Raw genomic sequence first — 18,746 nt, 5'->3', positions numbered from 1 at the left:
GCGAAGTTTGCAGTCATTGTCGAAATCGGCGGCCCCGGTTCGACAAGCATACGGGAGCGGCTCGAAGCAGCGGAGATCACCATGAAATACCTGTGTCTGGTCTATGGCGAGGAAGCATTGATGCGCGAGCAGCGCGACCGCCACTGCATGGACTATGTCGAAAAACTCGTCGCCAGCGGTCATTTCATCGCCGGACAGGCGCTGCAGCCGGTCGAGGCGGCCACCACGGTGCGCGTGCGCAACGCCAAGGTTTCGGTCACCGATGGCCCGTTTGCCGAGACGCGCGAGCAGCTTGCCGGCTTCTATCTGATCGAGGCGGCGGATCTGAACGACGCCATCCGCGTCGCCGCTGGCATTCCCCCGGCGCAGATCGGCAGCATCGAGGTGCGCCCGATCCGCGAACTGCAGCCCGACTGAAGCGATGTTCGATGAGGCTGCACGCGACGCCGTCGAGGCCGTCTGGCGGGCCGAATCGCGTCGCGTGCTGGCCACGCTGATCCGCCTGCTGGGCGATTTCGACACGGCCGAGGAGGCATTGCATGAAGCCTTCCGCGCCGCCCTCGAGCAATGGCCGCGCGACGGCGTGCCGGGCAATCCGGTCGCCTGGCTGGTGTCGACCGGGCGCTTCCGGGCGGTCGACAGCATCCGTCGCCAGCGTCGCTTCGAGCCACTCGACGAGCCCGACGCGCACGTCTATCCGGCATCCGAATCATCGTCTGACCCGGACGCCGCACTGCTCGAAGACGATGAGTTGCGCCTGATCTTCACTTGCTGCCACCCCGCACTGGCGCCGGACGCACAGGTAGCGTTGACGCTGCGCGAGGTGTGCGGGCTGGCTACCGAGCAGGTTGCACGGGCTTTCCTCGTGCCCGCGCCGACACTGGCGCAGCGCATCGTGCGCGCCAAGGCCAAGATCCGCGACGCGCGCATTCCCTATGAAGTGCCGGGCGCGGCGGAACTGCCCGAGCGTCTGGCGAGCGTCTTGCGCGTGATCTACCTAGTGTTCAACGAAGGCTATGCCGCCACCGACGGCGACGAGCTGACACGCGGCGAGCTGTGCCGCGAGGCCATCCGCCTGGCGCGTGGGCTGCTACGGCTGCTGCCCGAGCCCGAGGCGGTCGGCCTGCTGGCGCTGATGTTGCTGCATGAGTCGCGGCGCGGCGCGCGTACCGACGCGGCCGGCAATCTGGTGCCTCTGGACGAACAGGACCGGGATCGCTGGGATGCGGAACTGATCCGCGAAGGCTGCGCGCTGGTCGAGGCCGCGCTCGCCTCGCGCCGTTTCGGCCCCTATTGCCTGCAGGCGGCGATCGCCGCCGTACATGCCGAGGCGCGTCGTGCCGAGGACACCGACTGGGCGCAGATCGTCGCTCTGTACGACGTATTGCTGCGCGTCGATCCCTCGCCGGTGGTGGAGCTCAACCGCGCCGTGGCCGTGGCCATGCGCGACGGGCCGCAGGCCGGTCTGGCGTTGATCGATGAGCTGCTCGCGCGCGGAGAACTGCGTGAGTACGCACTCGCGCACGCTGCCCGCGGCGAACTGTGCGCGCGCCTCGGGGAACGCGACGCGGCGCTCGCCGCGTGGCACAGGGCGCTCAGGCTGACGCGTCAGGGCGCCGAGCGGCGACATATCGAACGGCGCATGGCCGACCTCGGTGGCTGAAGGTCGAAGTTCGCGCCGCCCTTGAGGCGCACGCCCTGATCGCCAGCCAGCACACTTAAGCTTGTCTTAAGCCGGCCCATGAAGAATCGCCTGCGCAATCAACGCAGGAGGTCTTCATGGAGTGCACACAGACGCAGGCGTCAAGCGCGCTGGCCCGCATCGGCGATCCGTGGCCGCTGGAGTTTCGGCGCATGCCGCAGCATCGTGCGGCGGCACAACGGCGCGCAGCCGAAGCTTTCATCGCGCACCGTTTCGCTGTTCGTCATGGCGCGCGCGTGCGCCGCTTCATGCCCGAGCTGTTCGGCCTGTGCGAGGCCTGCGGCCGACTGCACGCAGCGGTCGGTCTGCGCGTGGCCGGCGACGACGCGCTGTTTCTCGAGCGCTATCTGGATCAGCCGGTGGAGGCCGGCATCGAGCGCGCTTGCGGGCTGCGTCCGGCGCGTTCGCGCATTGTCGAGGTCGGCAATCTGGCCGCCTGCGAGCAGGCCAATGCCCGTTTGCTGATCGTTGCGCTCACCCATTTCCTGATCGTCGAGGGCTTCGAGTGGGTGGTATTTACCGCCACCGCCGAACTGGCCAACAGCTTCGGGCGCCTGTCGCTCGCGCCCCACGTCCTTGGTGCCGCCGATGCCGCACGAATGGGCGACGAGCGCGACGACTGGGGCAGCTACTACGATGGCCGGCCGCAGGTCATGGCCGGCAGCGTGCGCGCCGGGTACGACGTGCTTTGTGCGCGTGGCATGTTCAGCCGGCTGGGACATTCTCCGCAGTCGATCTTGGCGGGAGGCTGTCATGCGGCCGTCGCCTGAGATGTTGCTCGCCGCGATCGCAGCCCGCGGCGATCGCGCGGTGTTGCGCGGCGGCAAACGCAGCCTGAGCGGCGCGCAGGTCGTCGAGCAGGTCGCGCGCCGTGCCGCTTTGCTGCGCCGTCACGATTGCCGGCGCGTTGCGCTGGCGCTCGACAACGATATCGACTGGGTGCTGTGGGATCTCGCGCTGCTCGTCGGGGGGCGCGTCTCTGTGCCCTTGCCGCCGTTCTTCTCGCCCGCCCAGGTGCGCCACGTGCTCGAGAGCGCGGGGGTCGATGCCGTCGTGACGGAAAACCCTCGGATCTGGGCGGCAGCCGGCTTCGTGCGACGCGTCGGCAGGCTCCTCGGCCGTGCCGTGGCTGGGCCGCCGCCCCTGCCGGCGGGTACGTCCAAGATCACCTACACCTCGGGTACGACCGGCCAGCCACGCGGCGTGTGCCTCGCCGCCGCCGCCATGCTCGCGGTGGCCGACGGGGTACGCAGTGTCACGCCTGCGGATGCCGTACGTCGCCATCTGTGCGTGCTGCCGCTGGCCGTGTTGCTGGAGAACGTGGCCGGGGTCTATGCGCCACTGCTGGCCGGCGCCGAAGTGGTGCTGCCGCCCCTGCATGAGGTCGGCTTCACCGGCGGAGCAGGCATGGACTCGGCGCGCCTGCTCGCCGCACTGTCGCGTCAGCGCCCCGGCAGCCTGATCCTGATGCCGCAATTGCTGCGCCTGCTGGTCGATGCCGCAGAGGGTGGCGGCGTGCTGCCTGACTCGCTGCGCTTTGTCGCGGTCGGCGGGGCGCGGGTCGCGCCAGCGTTGTTGCAGCGTGCCGAGGTGCTGGGTGTGCCCGTATTCGAGGGCTACGGGTTGTCCGAATGCGCTTCGGTGGTGTGCCTGAACACCCCGGCTGGGCGTCGTCCCGGGACGGTCGGGCGCGCCCTGCCGCAATGTGAGCTGCGCATCGCGCACGACGGCGAGGTGTGGGTGCGTGGGCCGCACCTGCTCGGCTACGTCGGGGGCGAAGCGCATTCGGGTGAGTGGCTGGCGACCGGTGATGTGGGCCACATCGATGACGGTTACCTGACCCTGTTCGGGCGTCGCACGCACCAGTTCATCACCGCCTGGGGCCGCAATGTCGATCCCGAATGGGTCGAAGCGGAGCTCAGCCAGCAGGCACCGATCGCCCAGGCCTGGCTGCATGGCGAGGCCTTGCCGCGCAACGTCGCCGTACTGGTGCCGACGCATCCGGATGTCACGGACGACGAACTCGACGCCGCCGTGCAGGCGGTCAACCGCGAACTGCCCGACTACCTGCGCGCGCACCGCTGGCTGCGCGCGGACGAACCCTTTGTCGCCGCCAACGGCCTCGCAACCGCCAATGGCCGTCTGCGTCGCGATGCGCTGGCTGCGTACTACCTGCCGCGCTTCGGCGGTACCGCCGATGAAGCGGATCTTCAAGGAGAAGCTGCATGAACTTCCATCAGACCCTGCTCGAGCGAACCGCGCGCGAACGCGAGGAGTTGCTCGCCGCGCCGATCTTTCACGACCTGTTCGAGGGGCGCATCTCGCGCGAGGCCTATGTGGCCTTCCTGGGTGAGGCCTATCACCACGTGCGCCAGACGGTGCCCTTGCTCATGGCCTGCGGCGCACGCCTGCCCGACCGGCTGGACTGGCTGCGCGGCGCGGTGGCCGAGTACATCGACGAGGAGATCGGTCACGAGAAGTGGATTCTCGACGACATCCGGGCCTGCGGTGGCGACGCCGTGCGCGTGCGCGACACGCTGCCCGCGCTGCCCACCGACCTGATGGTGCGCTATGTGCGCGACCGCATCGCGCATGACAACCCGGTGAGCTTCTTCGGCATGGTGCTGGTGCTCGAAGGCACCAGCATCGCGCTGGCCTCCGAGGCCGCCGACCGCATCCAGCGTCAGCTCGACCTGCCGGATGCGGCGTTCTCCTACCTGCGCTCGCATGGCAGTCTGGACGTCGAGCACATCGAGGTCTTCAAGGGCTTGATGGACCAGCTCGAGAACCCGGACGACCAGCGCGCGGTGGTGGATACCGCTCGCGTGGTGTATCGCTTGTATGGCGACCTGTTCCGCAGCCTGCCGCGCGTGCGCGAGGCGGTGACCTCATGAAGCTCGATGCCTGCAGGGCGGTGGTCACCGGCGCGGGTGGCGGCATCGGGCGGCAGCTGGTCGAGCGCATGTGCCGTGCCGGTGCGCGGGTGCTGCTGGTCGGGCGCCGCCCGGAATTGCTCGACGAGATCGCGGCGATGTATCCGGGGCGCGTCGAGCGGGTGTGCGCTGACCTCAACGAGACCGCCGGCCGCGACGCGGTACTCGCGGCAGCATGCGCCTTTGGCGGCATCAACTGCCTGATCAACGGCGCCGGTGCGGGCGGCTTCGGCCTGTTCGAGGAGCAGGACGACGACGCCATCGCCAGCCTCGTCGAAACCAATGTCACCAGTGTGCTGCAGCTCACGCGCCGCCTGCTGCCACTGCTGCGCGAGGCCGATGCGGCGGTGGTGCTCAACGTCGGCTCGACGCTGGGCTCCATCGGCTATCCCGGCTACGCGGCCTACTGCGCCACGAAGTTCGCGCTGCGCGGCTTCTCCGAGGCGCTGCGGCGCGAGCTTGCCGATACCCGCGTGAAGGTGGTGTACGTCGCGCCGCGTGCGACCCGCACCACAATGAACCCGCAGGCAGTCGAAGCCATGAACCGCGATCTGGGCGTTGCCATGGATCCGCCCGGGCGCGTTGCCGCAGCCGTGCTGATGGCCCTGCTGCGCGAGCGCGAGGAAACCTATCTGGGCTGGCCCGAGCGCCTGTTCGTGCGCATCAACGGGCTGCTACCGCGCTGCGTGGACCGCAGTCTGCGCAAGCACCTGCCTGTCGTGCGGCGCTTTGCCCGCGAAGCCAACTGAGAGGAGTATGTCATGCACGTCATCCGCAACATCTTGTTCCTGACCGCCTGCCTGTGGGGCATCAATGCCTTCGCGCTCGACGAGCGCGGCCAGCAGCGTCTGCAGGAGATTCAGCAGGCCTGGGCCGAAACCCGCTATGAACTGGCGCCCGACGCGCGGGACAAGGCCTTCGAGGCCTTGCATGCCCGTACCGAGCAGGCGCTGCTCGAATCGCCCGACGCGCCCGAACTGCTGATATGGCGCGGCATCGTGCTGGCCTCGTGGGCCGGGGCGCGGGGCGGGCTGGGCGCGCTCGGCCTGGTCAAGCAGGCGCGCGCCAGTCTGGAGGCGGCGCTGGAGAAGGACCCGTCCGCGCTCGACGGTTCGGCCTGGACCAGCCTTGGTTCGCTCTACTACCAGGTGCCAGGCTGGCCCATCGGGTTCGGCGATGACCAGCGGGCGGAGGAGATGCTCAGGAAGGCGTTGGCGATCAACCCCGACGGAATTGACCCGAACTTCTTCTACGGCGACTTCCTGATCGAGCAGCAGCGCTATGATGAAGCCCGCGCAGCCCTGCAGCGCGCGCTTGCCGCACCGCCACGCCCGGGGCGCGAGCGCGCCGACGCGGGGCGCCGCGACGAGTGCCGCGCGCTGCTCGCCAAGCTCGACGTCGCGCAGCGCTGAACCGCAACCGGTCCGGAAGAAGCCCATGCGCATCCTGCTGGTGGAGGACGACGTCGATCTCGGCGAAGGCATCCGCGTCGCCCTCAAGTCCGAGAACTACACGGTGGACTGGATGCGCGACGGGCGCTGCGCGTTGCACGCGCTCGAAACCGAGAGCTTCGATCTCGCCATTCTCGATCTGGGCCTGCCGCGCATGGACGGGCTCGACGTGATCCGTCATTTGCGGGCGGAGGCCAACCCCCTGCCGGTGCTGGTGCTGACCGCGCGAGATGCCACCGCAGACCGCATCGCCGGCCTGGATGCGGGCGCCGACGACTATCTTGTCAAGCCCTTCGATGTGGCCGAACTCAAGGCGCGGCTGCGCGCACTGCTGCGGCGCAGCTTCAGCCGCGCACAGCCGTTGCTCGAGTACCGTGACATCACGCTCGACCCGGCCTGTCAGCGCGTCACCTGGCGGGGCGAGCCGGTGGTGCTCACGCGCAAGGAATTCCTGCTCCTGCACGAGCTGCTCAGCCAGCCCGGGCGGGTATTCACGCGCGACAAGCTGCAACAAGCGCTCTACGGCTGGGGCGAGGAGGTCGAGAGCAACGCGCTGGAGGTACATGTGCATCACCTGCGCCGCAAGTTCTTTCCCGATTTGATCCGCACCGTGCGCGGCGTGGGCTATCTGGCGGACAAGGTCTGATGCGCTCGATCCGTTCGCGTGTGATGTTCTCGGTGCTCGGCCTGCTCGCCGTGGCGCTGACCGTGCTGTCGGCCAAGGGCTATCTCGATGCCCGGCACGAGACGGAGGAACTGTTCGACGCACAACTCGCGCGTAGCGCCCGCCTGATCTCGGGCATGCTCGATGCCGGATTCGATCCCGGGCGCCGCGAGGCCGTGCAGCGCGCGCTCGACGCGGCGATCTCGCGCAGCGCCAGTGCGGAAGCCGGGCACCGCTACGAGACCAAACTCGCGTTTCTGCTGCTCGATGCCGATGGCACCGTACTGCTCGAGTCGGCCAGCGCGCCGGCCGGTCTGCGCGACACCTTGCCCGGTGCGCGCGTACCGCCGGGCTATCACGACGTTCGTGCCGGCGGGCATCGCTGGCGCGTGTTCGCCCTCGGTGACGACTCCGGGCGTCAGGTTCTGGTTGCCGAACGCGAGGACGTGCGAGGCGAACTCATCGGAAGTATCACACTGCGCGGCCTGCTGCCGGACGCCGTCGGACTGCCCCTGATCGCGCTGCTGGTGTGGCTGGCGATCAGCTGGGGGCTGAAGCCGCTGGCCAACATGGTCGCCATGATTCGCGCACGCGACCCCGAACGCTTGACGCCGCTCACGCTGGCGCCGTTGCCGGCCGAACTCGAACCGGTTGTCGCCGCGCTCAACCGCCTGCTCACCCAGGTCGATACCGTGCTCGCTCGCGAGCGGCGTTTCATTGCGGATGCGGCCCACGAGTTGCGCACGCCGCTGGCGGTGTTGCGCATCCACGCACAGAACGCCGCGGACGCGGCCGATCCGGCCGACCGCGAGGAGGCGCTGGGGCATCTGCGCGCCGGCGTGGATCGCGCCACGCGCGTGATCTCGCAACTGCTCACGCTGGCCCGGCTGGAGCCCGAAGGCGGCGTGCAGCGCGCACCGGTCGATCTGCGTGCCTTCGTGCGTGCCGAATTGGCCGAGTTGGTGCCACTGGCGTTGCAGCGCCAGCAGGAGGTGAGCTTCGAGGCGCCCGAGGGCGGCGACTATCACGCGTGCTGTGATGCGGGCAGCATCGGAATTCTGTTGCAGAACCTGATCGGCAATGCCGTGCAGTACGCGCCGCAAGGCGGAACCATCCGGGTCGCGCTCGAGCCTGGCGAACAGGTCGTGCGCATCCTCGTCGAGGACAACGGAACGGGCGTGCCCGAAGCCGTGCGGCACCGATTGACCGAGCGCTTCTTTCGCGCCGGTGCGGGTGCGGGTGCCGGCCTGGGGCTGGCAATCGTGCAGCGCATCGTCCATCTGCACGGCGGCAACATCCTGTTCGGCGAAGCGAAGTCCGGAGGGCTGCGGGTGGTCGTTGCGCTACCGCGCGAGGCAACGGTGTAGACGCAAGCGGCCGGCCTCGGGGGGCCGGCCGCCATGCTGCCGGGAAGGCGCTTCAGGCCGCCTTGGCCTGCACCGCGTGGCTCTGGATGCGGTTGGCGCCGCTGATCAGGGCCTTGATCGAGGCTGTGACGATGTTCGGGTCGATGCCCACACCGTAGCGTTCGCCGGCAACGCCCGGCGCCGTCACCTCGATGAAGGCGCAGGCCTGGGCATGGCTGCCTTCGCCCACCGACGGCATCGAACGCTCCTCGTAGCTGCGCACGTCCACCGTGATGCCGAGCGTCTTGAGTGCATGCACGGCCGCGTCGATGGGGCCGTTACCCTCGCCGGAGATGACGTGGGTGTCGCCGTCGTGCTCCACCGTGATGCGCACGCCCTGCGCCTTGCCGCTCTCGTAGAGGTGATGCTCCACGTAGCGAACCGGATCGGCCGTGTCGATGTAGGTCTGGTTGAACAAGTTCCAGATGGCCTCTGCGTTCATCTCGCGCCCTTCGGCGTCGGTCACGCGCTGCACCTCGCCGGAGAACTCCACCTGCAGGCGGCGCGGCATGACCATGCCGTACTCCGCTTCGAGCAGGTAGGCGATACCGCCCTTGCCGGACTGGCTGTTGACGCGGATCACCGAGTCGTAGCTGCGGCCCACGTCGGCAGGGTCCATCGGCATGTAGGGCACGTTCCACTTGGCGCCCGGCTTCTGCTTGGCGAAGCCCTTCTTGATCGCGTCCTGGTGCGAACCGGAGAAGGCGGTGTAGACCAGATCACCGACCCACGGGTGGCGCGGATGCACCGGCAACTGCGTGCAGTGCTCGGCGGTGCGCGCGATGGTGTTGATGTCGGAGAAGTCGAGCCCCGGCCAGATGCCCTGGGTGTAGAGGTTCATCGCCAGCGTGACGAGGTCGACGTTGCCGGTGCGCTCGCCGTTGCCGAAGAGGCAGCCCTCGATGCGGTCGGCGCCGGCCATGATGCCCAACTCGGCCGCGGCCACGGCCGTGCCGCGGTCGTTGTGCGGGTGCAGGCTGAGGATCACGCTGTCGCGGCGGGCGAGGTTGCGGTGCATCCACTCGACCTTGTCGGCATACACGTTGGGCGTGCTCACCTCTACGGAAGCGGGCAGGTTGAGGATTACCTTGTCCTCGGGCGTGGCGCCCCAGGTCTCGGTGACCGCGTCGCAGACCTCGAGCACGAAGTCCAGATCGCTGTCGCTGAAGGTCTCGGGGCTGTACTGCAACACCCACTCGGTCTCCGGGTGCTGGGCCGTGAGTTCCTTGATCAACTGCACGGCGTTGACGGCCATCGCCTTGACCTCTTCACGCGTGAAGCCGAAGACGACCTCGCGGAACTGCTCCGAGGTGGCGTTGTAGACGTGCACGATGGCGCGGCGTGCGCCGGCGAGCGACTCGATGGTGCGGCGGATCAAGGGTTCGCGCGCCTGCGTGAGGCCCTCGATGGTCACGTCGTCGGGGATGTGGCCTTCCTCGATGAGCTTGCGCACGAAGTCGAATTCGGTCTGCGAGGCCGACGGAAACGCGACCTCGATCTCCTTGAGACCGATCTCGCACAGCATCTTGAACATGCGCAATTTCTTGTCGGCGTTCATCGGCTCGAACAGGGCCTGGTTGCCGTCGCGCAGGTCGGTACTCATCCAGATCGGAGGGTGGGTGATGGTCTGGTTCGGCCACGTCCGGTCGGGAAGATGGACGGGCGGAAACGCGCTGTACTTGGTCGACGGATTCTTCAACATGGTCTGTTCTCGCTTTTCCGGGTTGCGGGTCGTAGCGGTGTGCGGGGCAGACATCGTCGCGGGTGGCGAGCTGGTCTGCCTTGTCGCGCCGGGGCTTGTGGCCGCCTGGCGCATCGCGCTGCCGGGGTTGCCGGGTGGCGCGGGGCATGCCGTTACATCAATGGCTGAAGTCTACGCCTTGCAGTGCAGCATGAGTTTGCGAATTCACCCTGGATAGACCGTTGAATTGGCAGGTTGTTGCGTAAAAACAATAATAAAGGGTGTATTCTGTCGATCATCTTGAGTCCGGACGCAAAACCATGATCCAGCTCGACCGTTACGACCGCGCCATCCTCGAAGTCTTGCAGCGGGAAGGGCGCATCAGCAACCAGGATCTGGCCGAGCGCATCGGTCTGTCGCCCTCGCCGTGTCTGCGCCGCGTGCGCGCTTTGGAGGAATCCGGCCTCATCACCGGCTACCGCGCCGTGCTCGACCCGAAAGCGCTGGGCCTGACGCTGATGGCGCTGATCCACATCAGCATGGACAAGCACACGCCCGAACGATTCGCCAACTTCGAGGCGCGCATCGAAGAGATCCCCAACATCATCGAATGCCTGCTCATCACCGGCCAGCAGGCCGACTACCAGCTCAAGGCCGTGGTCGAGGACATGGACGCCTACCAGGCCCTGCTGCTCAATCGCATCACCCGCATCGAAGGCGTGAGCGGCGTGCATTCGAGCTTCGTGATGCGGCGGGTAGTGGATCGGGGAGTGTTGCCGGTGGGGTGAGCGACGAGGGTGTGTCGGGTCTGACTTGATCTTCGGTAGCAGAGCTACGCGCCGACTTCGACGAAGCGACTCGAGGAATGCGGTGAAGGAATCGGTATGCCGTCTTCCCTGAGTCCCTCGAGATGAAACTCGATCGCTTCCTGAATCAGTTCGAGCGCCTCCTGTTCCGATTCGCCGACCGCAACACAGCCGGGCAGATCGGGAACATATGCGCCGAAGCTTTCGGGCCCCTGTTCCAGAACGACCATGTAGCGCATGCGACCTACTCCTTTTTGAGACCTGCCTGTTTGAGTGCACTGTTTGGAGATGATGGTGTCGTGTTCGACGATGCCCAGCACGCCGCCGATGAGCGCCGCGAGCTCCTTGACGAACTTGATCAGCAGCACGCCGATGCCCATGATCAGGCCGATGAAGAACGGCGCGAGCAGCCAGCGGCTGGCGAAGATCGTGGATTCGAGGATGCGCTCGAACTTGCCCGCGGGTTGTTCCATGACGATCGATCCTCGTGTGTTGTTGCCGCGATGGTGCGACACAATGTCGCTGCGTGTCACGCGGCGACCGTATGGGGGCGGCGGGCGGTAGCACCGACGCGTGTGGTCAGTCCTTGTTCAGCAGCTTGTCGAGCTCGGCGAATGGCGTGTGCGTGGCGGGGCGTACGCGGTTGGCGAGGCTGGTGTTTCCCTGCTGCGCCTCGATCTCGCGCTGGTGTTCGTTGTCGTGGCAGTAGATGCACAGCAGCTCCCAGTTGCTGCCGTCGGACGGGTTGTTGTCGTGATCGTGGTCGCGGTGATGGACCGTGAGCTGGCTGAGATTGGCGCGGGTGAATTCACGCCCGCAGCGCGCGCATATCCACGGGAAGAGCTTGAGTGCGCGTTCGCGATAGCCGCGACTGCGCAGATCGGCGTTGCGGCGGGCCTCGGCGACGATGCGCTCGAGGCGGTCGGGGTCGGTCGATGGCATGGTGGCGTCTCCGTGAGGGCGCTGCTTCCATCGTAGTCGGCGATTCCCTGTCGGGCGTCCCGGTGAGTCCTGCGCACGGGCGGGAAAACGACGATCCCGATCCCGGTCGGTTTCGGCCATCAGAGCAGTCTAGCCGAAGCGCATGGATTGTTCGATGCAATGTGGAGGCGGTGTTGCGGCGCGCATACGCACTTCGGTGCGGGACCCGAATGACATCGGCTCAGGGTTTACACGTATCGTGGGGACGGTCTACACATAAAGTATCGAAGGTGCGGTTTCGTACTCGCCGACGATACGGCTGTGGGGCTGCTTCCCCGCGGCGAGGGGCGGACCCGGGAGATGACCGGCACGCCCGGAACGCAACAAGGAGACCAATATGCATGCGTCAGAGGTGATGACCCGTGATGTGATCACGATTGAACCGAAGACCGATGTCCGGGAGATCGTCGAGTTGATGATCCGCAACCGCATCAGCGGCTTGCCGGTGGTCGACCCGCAAGGCCGGGTGCTCGGGATCGTCAGTGAGGGCGACCTGATGCGTCGCGTCGAGAACCAGACCGATCGGCGCGATTCCTGGTGGCTGGCGGCGCTATTCAGCGCCAGCGACGACAGTGGTGCCTACATCAAGTCGCACGCGCGCCGTGCCGAGGATCTGATGACGCGCGATCCGGTGACGGTCAGTCCCGACACGCCGCTGTTCCGCATTGCGCAGTTGCTGGAGAAACACCATATCAAGCGCGTGCCGGTGGTCGAGGGCGGCAAGCTGGCGGGCATCATCAGCCGCTCCAACCTGCTGCATGGTTTCTCGGTGACGCATACGCAGTCGCAGCCGGCCGGCAGCGCCAGCGATGCCGACATCCGGCGCCGCATCATGGATGCGCTCGAAGAGCGTTTCGAGATATCCGACAACATGACCAATGTGGTCGTGCAGGACGGTGTGGTCGACCTGTGGGGCATCGTCGATTCGGAGAGCCAGCGCAAGGCCGCGGCCATCCTGGCCGAAGAGGTCGACAGCGTGAAGTCCGTGAACAACCATCTGAAGGTGATGAAGGCCATGCCGAATCCGGCCTGAGTCTCCCGCTGGACGGCTGGTGCGTCTGTCCTGGCGCCAGGCTTGACGGTAGGTCGCGTCCTTCGGGCGCGGCTTTTTTGTTGTCGGCTGGCCGGTACTTGTGCGCGCCCGTCTAGCGGCGGAAGGGGTAGGGGCCCGCGAAGTTTCCGATCGAAACCGCGTGGCTCGTCAGGTGTTTGCCGTCCCAACGATGCAGCAAGAAGCCGGGAGGTTCCATGCTGAAGCATCCCGGCGCGTCCGCGTCGAAGTTCAGCGCGACCTGGTGTGCAGGGCTCGGTGCCGTGATGGCCGGCCGATTTCCGATTGCGGAGACGATGTGCCGATGCAGGTGGCCGCACAGGGTCGCCCGAACCTGAGGGTGCGCTTCGATCAGGTCTGCATAGGCCTCGCGGCCGGTCAGGCCGAGCCGGTCCATGTAGGCGATGCCGGTGTCGAAGGGCGGATGATGCAGTGCGACGAGCGTCGGCGCGTGTGGTTTTGCGGACAGGGTTGCATCCAGCCACTCGAGCCGTTCGGCGCACAACTCGCCGCGTCCGCTGCCTGGCACCAGCGTGTCGAGACCAATGACGCGCAACGGATACTCGTCCAGCACGTAGTGCAGAAAGCCCGACGAGGGCAGATAACCGTCGCCGATGAACGCCTCACGCAGCGCCTCGCGCTCGTCGTGGTTGCCGGCAATGACTCGTACGGGCATCTGCAGCGGCGCGAGCAGTTCACGGAAATGCGCGTATTCGTCCGGGATGCCCCGGTCGACCAGATCGCCGGTGACGAGCAGCAGGTCGGGCCGTGGATCGAGGCGACACACATGCCGGACGCAGTCAATTAGCATGCGCGATACGTCGACCCGTCCGTAAGCCAGTGCGCCCGGGACGCCGATGTGGGTGTCTGAAATCTGTGCGATGAGCATGTCGGATCGTGTCAAAAAAGGGTTGTGCGTTTGGCGTGCGCGCACTACTTTACCGCTGCGCCAATCGAATCTGGCGTGCTGACGTCCGTCACGGTGCTGCAATATGCGCCGATTACCGTTGCGCCTCTCAAGCGAAGTCACGATACGGAGAGAAGGATATGACGATTCACACGAAGATCAAGACCGGTATCTTTGGCGCTGTTGCGCTATGGGCATTCACCTTCGTGCCCGTCGCCGCGGCCCAGACGCTGACCTTCGGCCACGTCCTGGAACAGGATCACCCCTATCATCTGATGGCCGAGCGTTTTGCCGAGGAACTGGGCAAGCGCGCGCCGGAAATCAAGGTCGAGATCTTTCCCGCGGGTCAGCTCGGTGACGAGCGCACCCTGATCGAGGGCCTGCAGACGGGCAGCGTGGACATCACGACGGTCACTTCCGCGCTGACGGCCAACTTCGTGCCGGGGTTTCGCGCGATGAGCCTGCCCTTCCTCTTCCGCGACGTCGATCACCTGTTCGCGGTGATGGACAGCGAAGTGGGCGATGAACTGGCCGCTCAGATGGAAAAGCAGGGTCTGATCAAGCTCGGCTACGGCTACGGTGGCGCGCGCGATCTGTACACCAACCAGCCGGTGCGCAATCTCGAGGAGTTGCGCGGCATGAAGGTTCGCACGATGGAGAACCCGGCCATCATCGCGACCTGGGAGCAACTCGGCGCGGTACCGACACCGATCTCCTGGAATGACGTGTTCGTGTCGCTGCAGCAGCGCCTGGTCGATGGCGGCGAAGGCACCGGGGTGAGCTACAAGTCGATGAGCTTCAACACGGTGGCGCCGCACTACACGCGCATCAATTACATCTTCTCCTGGCACAACTTCATGATGGCCAGGTCGAGCTTCGACGCGCTAACGCCCGCACAGCAAGAGGCCGTCAAGGAGGCGGGCGATGCGGCCGTGCGCTACGAGCGTTCGCTGTTCCTCGAGCGTGAGAATGCCTTGTTCGACGAGCTTGCGAAAATGGGCGTGACCATCCATGAGCCCGCCGATGCCGCGCAGTGGGCCGCGCGTGCCGAGTCCGTGCTCGACAGCCAGGCGGACCGGGTCGGCGGCAAGGAGTGGATTGCACGTATTCGTGCGGTCAAGTAAGCCTGCACGTTTCTGCGTGAGAATGCGGCGGACCATTGGTCCGTCGCATGTCCTTCATCTCTTGTCTGGCTCAATATGCCTCTGAATGAGCGTCTGGCGCGGCTGCTGCTGCGCGCCGAAGTCACGCTGTCGGCCATGTTCCTCGTCGTCATCGTGCTGTGCGTGAGCGGCCAGTTCGTCGGGCGCAGCGTTTTCGGCATCGGCTTGCACTGGACCAGCGAGACGGCTCGGTTCGCATTCGTCTGGTGCACACTGCTGGGCGGCGCCGCTGCCTGGCAGGACGGTGTGTTGCACCGCGTCGACGTGTTGTTGCGCGCGCTGCGCGGGCGCGCACGCATGTGGCTGGAAGCGCTGGTCCTCGTGCTGGTTGCGCTGGCACTGCTCTATCTGATTCATTACGGCATTGCGATCACGCAGCGGGTGGCCACGCAGACCTCCTCGACGCTGCAGATCTCGATGGCGTGGGTGTATGCCGCGGCGCCGGTTGCTTGCGCGTTGATGCTGCTCGGCACCGTGCTGTCGACGCCGAAATGGTTGCGCGCAGCGCGTGATGCTTCTGTCACGGACGAAGCGGACGGAGCGACGAAATGACTCTTGTCCTGTTCGTCGTCTTCTTTGGTTCGCTGTTGTTGTCGGTGCCAGTGGTCTTCGCGCTGGCGCTGGGCTGCGCGGCGGCCTTGATGTGGCAGGGGCGGTTGCCCGGCACGGTCGTGCCGCAGCAATTGGTCGCGGCCATCGATTCGGCACCGTTGCTGGCGATCCCGCTGTTCATCCTGTTCGGCGAACTGGTCTCTCGCGGCAGCATCGGCACGCGCCTGGTCGCATTGTGCGAGGCGCTGGTGGGCTGGGCACGCGGCGGGCTGGCGCATGCCAACGTACTCGCGTCGATGTTCTTCGGGGGCATTTCCGGCGCCGCTACGGCCGACACTGCAGCAGTCGGTTCGGTGATGATTCCGGAGATGAAGCGGCGCGGATATCCGGCTGCGTTCGCGGCAGTGGTGACCTGCACTTCGTCGGTCATGGGCAACCTGATTCCACCCTCGATCGATCTGATCCTCTACGCCTGGCTGACCGGTACGCCCGTCGATCAACTTTTTGCCGCCGGCATCGTGCCCGGCATCGCCATTGGCGTGTCACTCATGGTCATCGCCTGGGTGCAGTCGCGGCTCCATGGTTACGGGATGCCGCAAGCCTTCAACGCACGTCGGCTGGCGACGACTACGCGCGATGCGCTGCCCACCTTGCTGCTGCCGGCGATCATCCTCGGCGGCATCTTCACCGGCGTGTTTACCGTGACGGAATCGGCCGCTGTGGCCTTCATCTACGGGCTGCTGCTGACGACGGTCGTATATCGCGACATCGGCTGGCGAGAGTTGCCCAGGTTGCTCGGCGCGGCGTGTCTGACCATCGGGTCGATCATGCTGCTGCTGGCAGTCGCCAAGGTCTTTGGCTGGATTCTCACGATCGAGCGCGTGCCGCAGGATCTGTCGGCCTTCCTGCTGGCGAACTTCCCGTCGAAGGCCTTCTTCGCGGTGAACGTGATTCTGCTCGCACTGGCCGCCGGTTGTTTTCTGACGCCGGCCACCGCGCTGATCATCCTCACGCCCATACTGCATCCGGTTGCGATGGCGCTAGGCTTCGATCCGCTGCACTTCGGTGTGCTGCTGCTTTCCGCGCTTGCGCTCGGTCACGTGACTCCGCCGGTGGGCCTGACGTTGTTCATCGGCTCCAGCCTGTCGGAAGTGCCGATCGACCGGTTGATAAAGCCCTTGATTCCCTTTCTGGTGGCGATGATTGTCGCCGTGCTGGCGATTGCCTACGTACCTGCGCTGACGCTCACCGTACCGGCGCTGTTCGGCATGCGCTGAACGCCGACCGAGCGGGGAGGCGCTAGCGTGACCCGGCCTCGTCGCGCCCACTGCCATGGCACGATGGGCATACATCGCCGGTTTCCGCGAGCACGCCTTCTCCGCCGCAGGACGCGCACTCGCGCGTAGCCGCGGGCGGACTGTCGCGGCCCGTGTGCAGGCCGAAGCGCCGCTCGAGGTTGTTGAAGAACCAGTTCAGGAGTTTCGCGAGCACGTCGAGCACCCCGCTGGGAGTGCGCTGGCGACCGACGGTTCCCGCGCGTCCTGCGCTATTGCCCGCGCAAGAACAGGCGGTCGAGTTCGGCAATGGAGAACTGGGTCCAGGTCGGGCGGCCGTGGTTGCACTGGTCGGCGCGTTCGGTGGCTTCCATGTCGCGCAGCAGCGCGTTCATCTCGGGGATGCTCAGCTGCCGGTTGGCGCGCACCGCGCCGTGGCAGGCCATGGTCGAGAGCAGTTCGTTGCGCCGCGCCGTGACCACTTCGGAGGCCGGGAACTCGCGCAGCTCGGCCAGCAGGCTGCGTACCAGCTCGCCCGCACTGGCCTGTGCGAGCAGGGCGGGTACGCTGCGGATCGCCAACTCCTCGGGGCCGGCCGCGGCGACCTCGAATCCCATCGCAGCGAGCGTGTGTGCATGTTCCTCGGCGGCGGCCATGTCGCGTGCGCCGAGCGAGATCACGGCCGGCATCAGGAGGCGCTGCACGGCTGGTGTGCCGTCGAGCACGGTCTTGAGCTTTTCATAGAGGATGCGCTCGTGTGCCGCGTGCATGTCGACGATGATCAGCCCGCGCGCGTTCTGGGCGAGGACGTAGATGCCGTGAAGTTGCGCGATCGCGTAGCCCAGCGGTGCGTCCTCGACGTTCACGGCTGATGCCGGTCCAGTGTCCATCGCAGGCGCCGGCATCGAAGTAGGCTCGGACCCACCTGCGGTCGCCGTCGGGGCTTCGAGCCGCGCGGTCGAGACGAAATCGAGATAGCTGCGCGTGGCCGAATCCATCGCCAGCCGCCCTTGCACCGGTGGCGCCCAGCGCGGTGGCGGAGCATGCGGGGCGCTCGGTGCGGGGTCGCGTTCGGCGGCGAGCGCCGCGCCCGATTCGGCGAGCGCGCGGCTGATTGCGTGAAACACGAACTGATGCACGGCGCGCGCTTCACGAAAGCGCACCTCGATCTTGGCCGGGTGCACGTTGACGTCGACGCCGGACGGGTCGAGTTCGAGAAACAGCACGTAGGCCGGGTGACGCTGGCCGTGCAGTACGTCGGCGTAGGCCTGGCGGGCGGCATGGGCGAGCAGCTTGTCGCGCACGAAACGGCCGTTGACGAAGAAGTACTGGGCGTCGCGGTTGGCGCGCGAGTAGGCCGGCACGCAGGCGAAGCCGCTCAGGCGCAGCACGCCGGCGTCGGCCTCGACCTGACGGGCGTGTTCGATGAAATCGTCGCCCATCAGTGCGCCGATGCGCCGTGCCGGGTCGGTCGGCGGCAGGCGATGCGACACGCGGGCGTTGTGTGCGAACTGGAAGGCGACATCCGGTCGGGCCAGCGCCGCGCGGCGGAACATCTCGTCGCAATGGGCCAGTTCGGTGGGTTCGGTCTTGAGAAACTTGCGCCGTGCCGGCGTGTTGAAGTACAGGTCGGCGACCTCGACCACAGTGCCGGCGTCGAGCGCGGCGGGCGCGACGCTGCGATCGGCCCCGTCGATGCGCCAGGCATGCGCGCTGCCGGTGGCACGGCTGGTGATGGTGGTACGTGCCACCGCGGAGATCGCTGCCAGTGCCTCGCCGCGAAAGCCCATGGTGCCGACGCGTTCGAGGTCGTCGAGGCTGGCGATCTTGCTGGTGGCGTGGCGATCCAGCGCCAGCGCCAGATCGGCCTTGTCCATGCCGCAGCCGTCGTCGCCGATGCGGATGCGGCGCACGCCGCCCTGTTCGAGCTGGATTTCGATGGCGCGCGCGCCCGCGTCGAGCGCATTCTCGAGCAGTTCCTTGACGACCGAAGCGGGTCGCTCGACGACTTCGCCGGCGGCGATCTGGTTGATCAGGAGGTCCGGAAGCTGGCGGATGGCGGGCATCGGGCGGCGGGTCTCGCAAAACGTCCGATTATACGCAGCGTGCGCGCGCTGCCCGGTAGCGCGGCAGCGTTCCGGTATCATGGGCGGGCCCTTTTGCAAGTGCCGTGCA

General features: G+C 66.7%; 20 protein-coding genes. 14 read left to right on the top strand and 6 right to left on the bottom strand.

Going from position 1 to position 18,746, the window contains the following annotated elements; genetic code table 11:
• Positions 1 to 81 precede the first annotated feature (81 nt).
• The 9 genes from C0099_RS09760 (at position 82) to C0099_RS09720 (ending at position 8,117) form a co-directional block, all read left to right on the top strand.
• A complete protein-coding gene (locus tag C0099_RS09760; RefSeq protein ID WP_102247256.1) occupies positions 82 to 417 on the top strand; it encodes a YciI family protein in 336 nt (111 codons plus the stop codon).
• 4 nt (positions 418 to 421) lie between these two features.
• Positions 422 to 1,663, top strand: coding sequence for an RNA polymerase sigma factor (locus C0099_RS09755; RefSeq protein ID WP_102247255.1), 1,242 nt, complete (start codon positions 422 to 424; stop codon positions 1,661 to 1,663).
• A 116-nt stretch (positions 1,664 to 1,779) separates the two neighbouring features.
• Positions 1,780 to 2,472, top strand: coding sequence for a thermostable hemolysin (locus tag C0099_RS09750; protein WP_102247254.1), 693 nt, complete (start codon positions 1,780 to 1,782; stop codon positions 2,470 to 2,472).
• Positions 2,456 to 3,931, top strand: a complete 1,476-nt coding sequence (locus C0099_RS09745; protein ID WP_102247253.1) for an AMP-binding protein — start codon at positions 2,456 to 2,458, stop codon at positions 3,929 to 3,931. The genes C0099_RS09750 and C0099_RS09745 overlap by 17 nt, the downstream gene beginning before the upstream one ends.
• Positions 3,928 to 4,596, top strand: coding sequence for a TenA family transcriptional regulator (locus C0099_RS09740; protein WP_102247252.1), 669 nt, complete (start codon positions 3,928 to 3,930; stop codon positions 4,594 to 4,596). The genes C0099_RS09745 and C0099_RS09740 overlap by 4 nt, the downstream gene beginning before the upstream one ends.
• The gene (locus C0099_RS09735; RefSeq protein WP_102247251.1) at positions 4,593 to 5,384 is read left to right on the top strand and encodes an SDR family oxidoreductase; all 792 of its coding nucleotides are present in this window, start codon (positions 4,593 to 4,595) and stop codon (positions 5,382 to 5,384) included. The genes C0099_RS09740 and C0099_RS09735 overlap by 4 nt, the downstream gene beginning before the upstream one ends.
• Positions 5,385 to 5,396: 12 nt before the next feature.
• Entirely contained in the window at positions 5,397 to 6,047 is a 651-nt protein-coding gene (locus tag C0099_RS09730) for a tetratricopeptide repeat protein (protein WP_102247250.1), read from the top strand.
• A gap of 25 nt (positions 6,048 to 6,072) precedes the next feature.
• A complete protein-coding gene (locus tag C0099_RS09725) occupies positions 6,073 to 6,732 on the top strand; it encodes a response regulator (protein WP_102247249.1) in 660 nt (219 codons plus the stop codon).
• Positions 6,732 to 8,117 (top strand): ATP-binding protein, encoded by a 1,386-nt coding sequence (locus C0099_RS09720; protein WP_102247248.1) that lies wholly within the window; start codon positions 6,732 to 6,734, stop codon positions 8,115 to 8,117. Before C0099_RS09725 ends, C0099_RS09720 begins: the two co-directional genes overlap by 1 nt.
• A gap of 52 nt (positions 8,118 to 8,169) precedes the next feature.
• Here C0099_RS09720 and leuA read toward each other — a convergent pair whose 3' ends face one another.
• Positions 8,170 to 9,858: a 2-isopropylmalate synthase gene (gene leuA / locus C0099_RS09715; protein ID WP_102247247.1), complete on the bottom strand. Its 1,689-nt coding sequence runs from the start codon at positions 9,856 to 9,858 to the stop codon at positions 8,170 to 8,172.
• Positions 9,859 to 10,160: 302 nt separating this feature from the next.
• Between leuA and C0099_RS09705 the strand changes: the two genes are divergently transcribed.
• Positions 10,161 to 10,625 carry an Lrp/AsnC family transcriptional regulator gene (locus tag C0099_RS09705; RefSeq protein WP_102248461.1) on the top strand — a complete coding sequence of 155 codons (465 nt, stop codon included), beginning with the start codon at positions 10,161 to 10,163 and terminating at the stop codon, positions 10,623 to 10,625.
• Between the two features lie 44 nt (positions 10,626 to 10,669).
• Here the strand turns inward: C0099_RS09705 and C0099_RS16110 are convergent, their stop codons facing one another.
• Together C0099_RS16110 and C0099_RS09695 are read right to left on the bottom strand one after the other, a co-directional pair.
• Positions 10,670 to 11,176 carry a YqhA family protein gene (locus C0099_RS16110; protein ID WP_123785239.1) on the bottom strand — a complete coding sequence of 169 codons (507 nt, stop codon included), beginning with the start codon at positions 11,174 to 11,176 and terminating at the stop codon, positions 10,670 to 10,672.
• Between the two features lie 46 nt (positions 11,177 to 11,222).
• Complete coding sequence (locus tag C0099_RS09695) at positions 11,223 to 11,585, bottom strand: YajD family HNH nuclease (RefSeq protein WP_102247245.1); 363 nt, start codon at positions 11,583 to 11,585, stop codon at positions 11,223 to 11,225.
• 376 nt (positions 11,586 to 11,961) lie between these two features.
• On the opposite strand from C0099_RS09695, the gene C0099_RS09690 reads away from it, so the two are divergent.
• Complete coding sequence (locus tag C0099_RS09690) at positions 11,962 to 12,657, top strand: CBS domain-containing protein (protein WP_102247244.1); 696 nt, start codon at positions 11,962 to 11,964, stop codon at positions 12,655 to 12,657.
• 112 nt (positions 12,658 to 12,769) lie between these two features.
• On the opposite strand, the gene C0099_RS09685 is transcribed toward C0099_RS09690, so the two are convergent.
• A complete protein-coding gene (locus tag C0099_RS09685) occupies positions 12,770 to 13,564 on the bottom strand; it encodes a phosphodiesterase (RefSeq protein ID WP_102247243.1) in 795 nt (264 codons plus the stop codon).
• Between the two features lie 158 nt (positions 13,565 to 13,722).
• Here C0099_RS09685 and C0099_RS09680 point away from each other — a divergent pair, with 158 nt between their 5' ends.
• From C0099_RS09680 to C0099_RS09670, 3 genes are all read left to right on the top strand, one after another.
• Positions 13,723 to 14,706, top strand: a complete 984-nt coding sequence (locus C0099_RS09680; protein WP_102247242.1) for a TRAP transporter substrate-binding protein — start codon at positions 13,723 to 13,725, stop codon at positions 14,704 to 14,706.
• 75 nt (positions 14,707 to 14,781) lie between these two features.
• Positions 14,782 to 15,297: a TRAP transporter small permease gene (locus C0099_RS09675; protein ID WP_102247241.1), complete on the top strand. Its 516-nt coding sequence runs from the start codon at positions 14,782 to 14,784 to the stop codon at positions 15,295 to 15,297.
• Positions 15,294 to 16,574, top strand: coding sequence for a TRAP transporter large permease (locus C0099_RS09670; protein WP_102247240.1), 1,281 nt, complete (start codon positions 15,294 to 15,296; stop codon positions 16,572 to 16,574). Before C0099_RS09675 ends, C0099_RS09670 begins: the two co-directional genes overlap by 4 nt.
• Positions 16,575 to 16,596: 22 nt before the next feature.
• Here C0099_RS09670 and C0099_RS09665 read toward each other — a convergent pair whose 3' ends face one another.
• Positions 16,597 to 16,788, bottom strand: coding sequence for a hypothetical protein (locus C0099_RS09665; protein ID WP_123785238.1), 192 nt, complete (start codon positions 16,786 to 16,788; stop codon positions 16,597 to 16,599).
• Between the two features lie 55 nt (positions 16,789 to 16,843).
• Positions 16,844 to 18,637 (bottom strand): DNA mismatch repair endonuclease MutL, encoded by a 1,794-nt coding sequence (gene mutL / locus C0099_RS09660; RefSeq protein ID WP_102247238.1) that lies wholly within the window; start codon positions 18,635 to 18,637, stop codon positions 16,844 to 16,846.
• Positions 18,638 to 18,746: the final 109 nt, after the last annotated feature.

Origin of the sequence: Pseudazoarcus pumilus (genome assembly GCF_002872475.1) — a bacterium.
GTDB lineage: Bacteria > Pseudomonadota > Gammaproteobacteria > Burkholderiales > Rhodocyclaceae > Pseudazoarcus > Pseudazoarcus pumilus.
Note: the sequence above shows the minus strand (reverse complement) of the source record. Positions and strands in the feature narration are given on the sequence as shown.

Bases quoted from the DNA above. Each gene is read 5' to 3' on its own strand.
- C0099_RS09740 (WP_102247252.1), top strand. From the start codon at position 3,928: ATGAACTTCCATCAGACCCTGCTCGAGCGAACCGCGCGCGAACGCGAG.
- C0099_RS09685 (WP_102247243.1), bottom strand. From the start codon at position 13,564: ATGCTCATCGCACAGATTTCAGACACCCACATCGGCGTCCCGGGCGCA.
- C0099_RS09755 (WP_102247255.1), top strand. From the start codon at position 422: ATGTTCGATGAGGCTGCACGCGACGCCGTCGAGGCCGTCTGGCGGGCC.
- C0099_RS09725 (WP_102247249.1), top strand. From the start codon at position 6,073: ATGCGCATCCTGCTGGTGGAGGACGACGTCGATCTCGGCGAAGGCATC.
- C0099_RS09680 (WP_102247242.1), top strand. From the start codon at position 13,723: ATGACGATTCACACGAAGATCAAGACCGGTATCTTTGGCGCTGTTGCG.
- mutL (WP_102247238.1), bottom strand. From the start codon at position 18,637: ATGCCCGCCATCCGCCAGCTTCCGGACCTCCTGATCAACCAGATCGCC.
- C0099_RS09750 (WP_102247254.1), top strand. From the start codon at position 1,780: ATGGAGTGCACACAGACGCAGGCGTCAAGCGCGCTGGCCCGCATCGGC.
- C0099_RS09760 (WP_102247256.1), top strand. From the start codon at position 82: ATGAAATACCTGTGTCTGGTCTATGGCGAGGAAGCATTGATGCGCGAG.
- leuA (WP_102247247.1), bottom strand. From the start codon at position 9,858: ATGTTGAAGAATCCGTCGACCAAGTACAGCGCGTTTCCGCCCGTCCAT.
- C0099_RS09720 (WP_102247248.1), top strand. From the start codon at position 6,732: ATGCGCTCGATCCGTTCGCGTGTGATGTTCTCGGTGCTCGGCCTGCTC.
- C0099_RS09730 (WP_102247250.1), top strand. From the start codon at position 5,397: ATGCACGTCATCCGCAACATCTTGTTCCTGACCGCCTGCCTGTGGGGC.
- C0099_RS09670 (WP_102247240.1), top strand. From the start codon at position 15,294: ATGACTCTTGTCCTGTTCGTCGTCTTCTTTGGTTCGCTGTTGTTGTCG.
- C0099_RS09735 (WP_102247251.1), top strand. From the start codon at position 4,593: ATGAAGCTCGATGCCTGCAGGGCGGTGGTCACCGGCGCGGGTGGCGGC.
- C0099_RS09675 (WP_102247241.1), top strand. From the start codon at position 14,782: ATGCCTCTGAATGAGCGTCTGGCGCGGCTGCTGCTGCGCGCCGAAGTC.
- C0099_RS09690 (WP_102247244.1), top strand. From the start codon at position 11,962: ATGCATGCGTCAGAGGTGATGACCCGTGATGTGATCACGATTGAACCG.
- C0099_RS09695 (WP_102247245.1), bottom strand. From the start codon at position 11,585: ATGCCATCGACCGACCCCGACCGCCTCGAGCGCATCGTCGCCGAGGCC.
- C0099_RS09745 (WP_102247253.1), top strand. From the start codon at position 2,456: ATGCGGCCGTCGCCTGAGATGTTGCTCGCCGCGATCGCAGCCCGCGGC.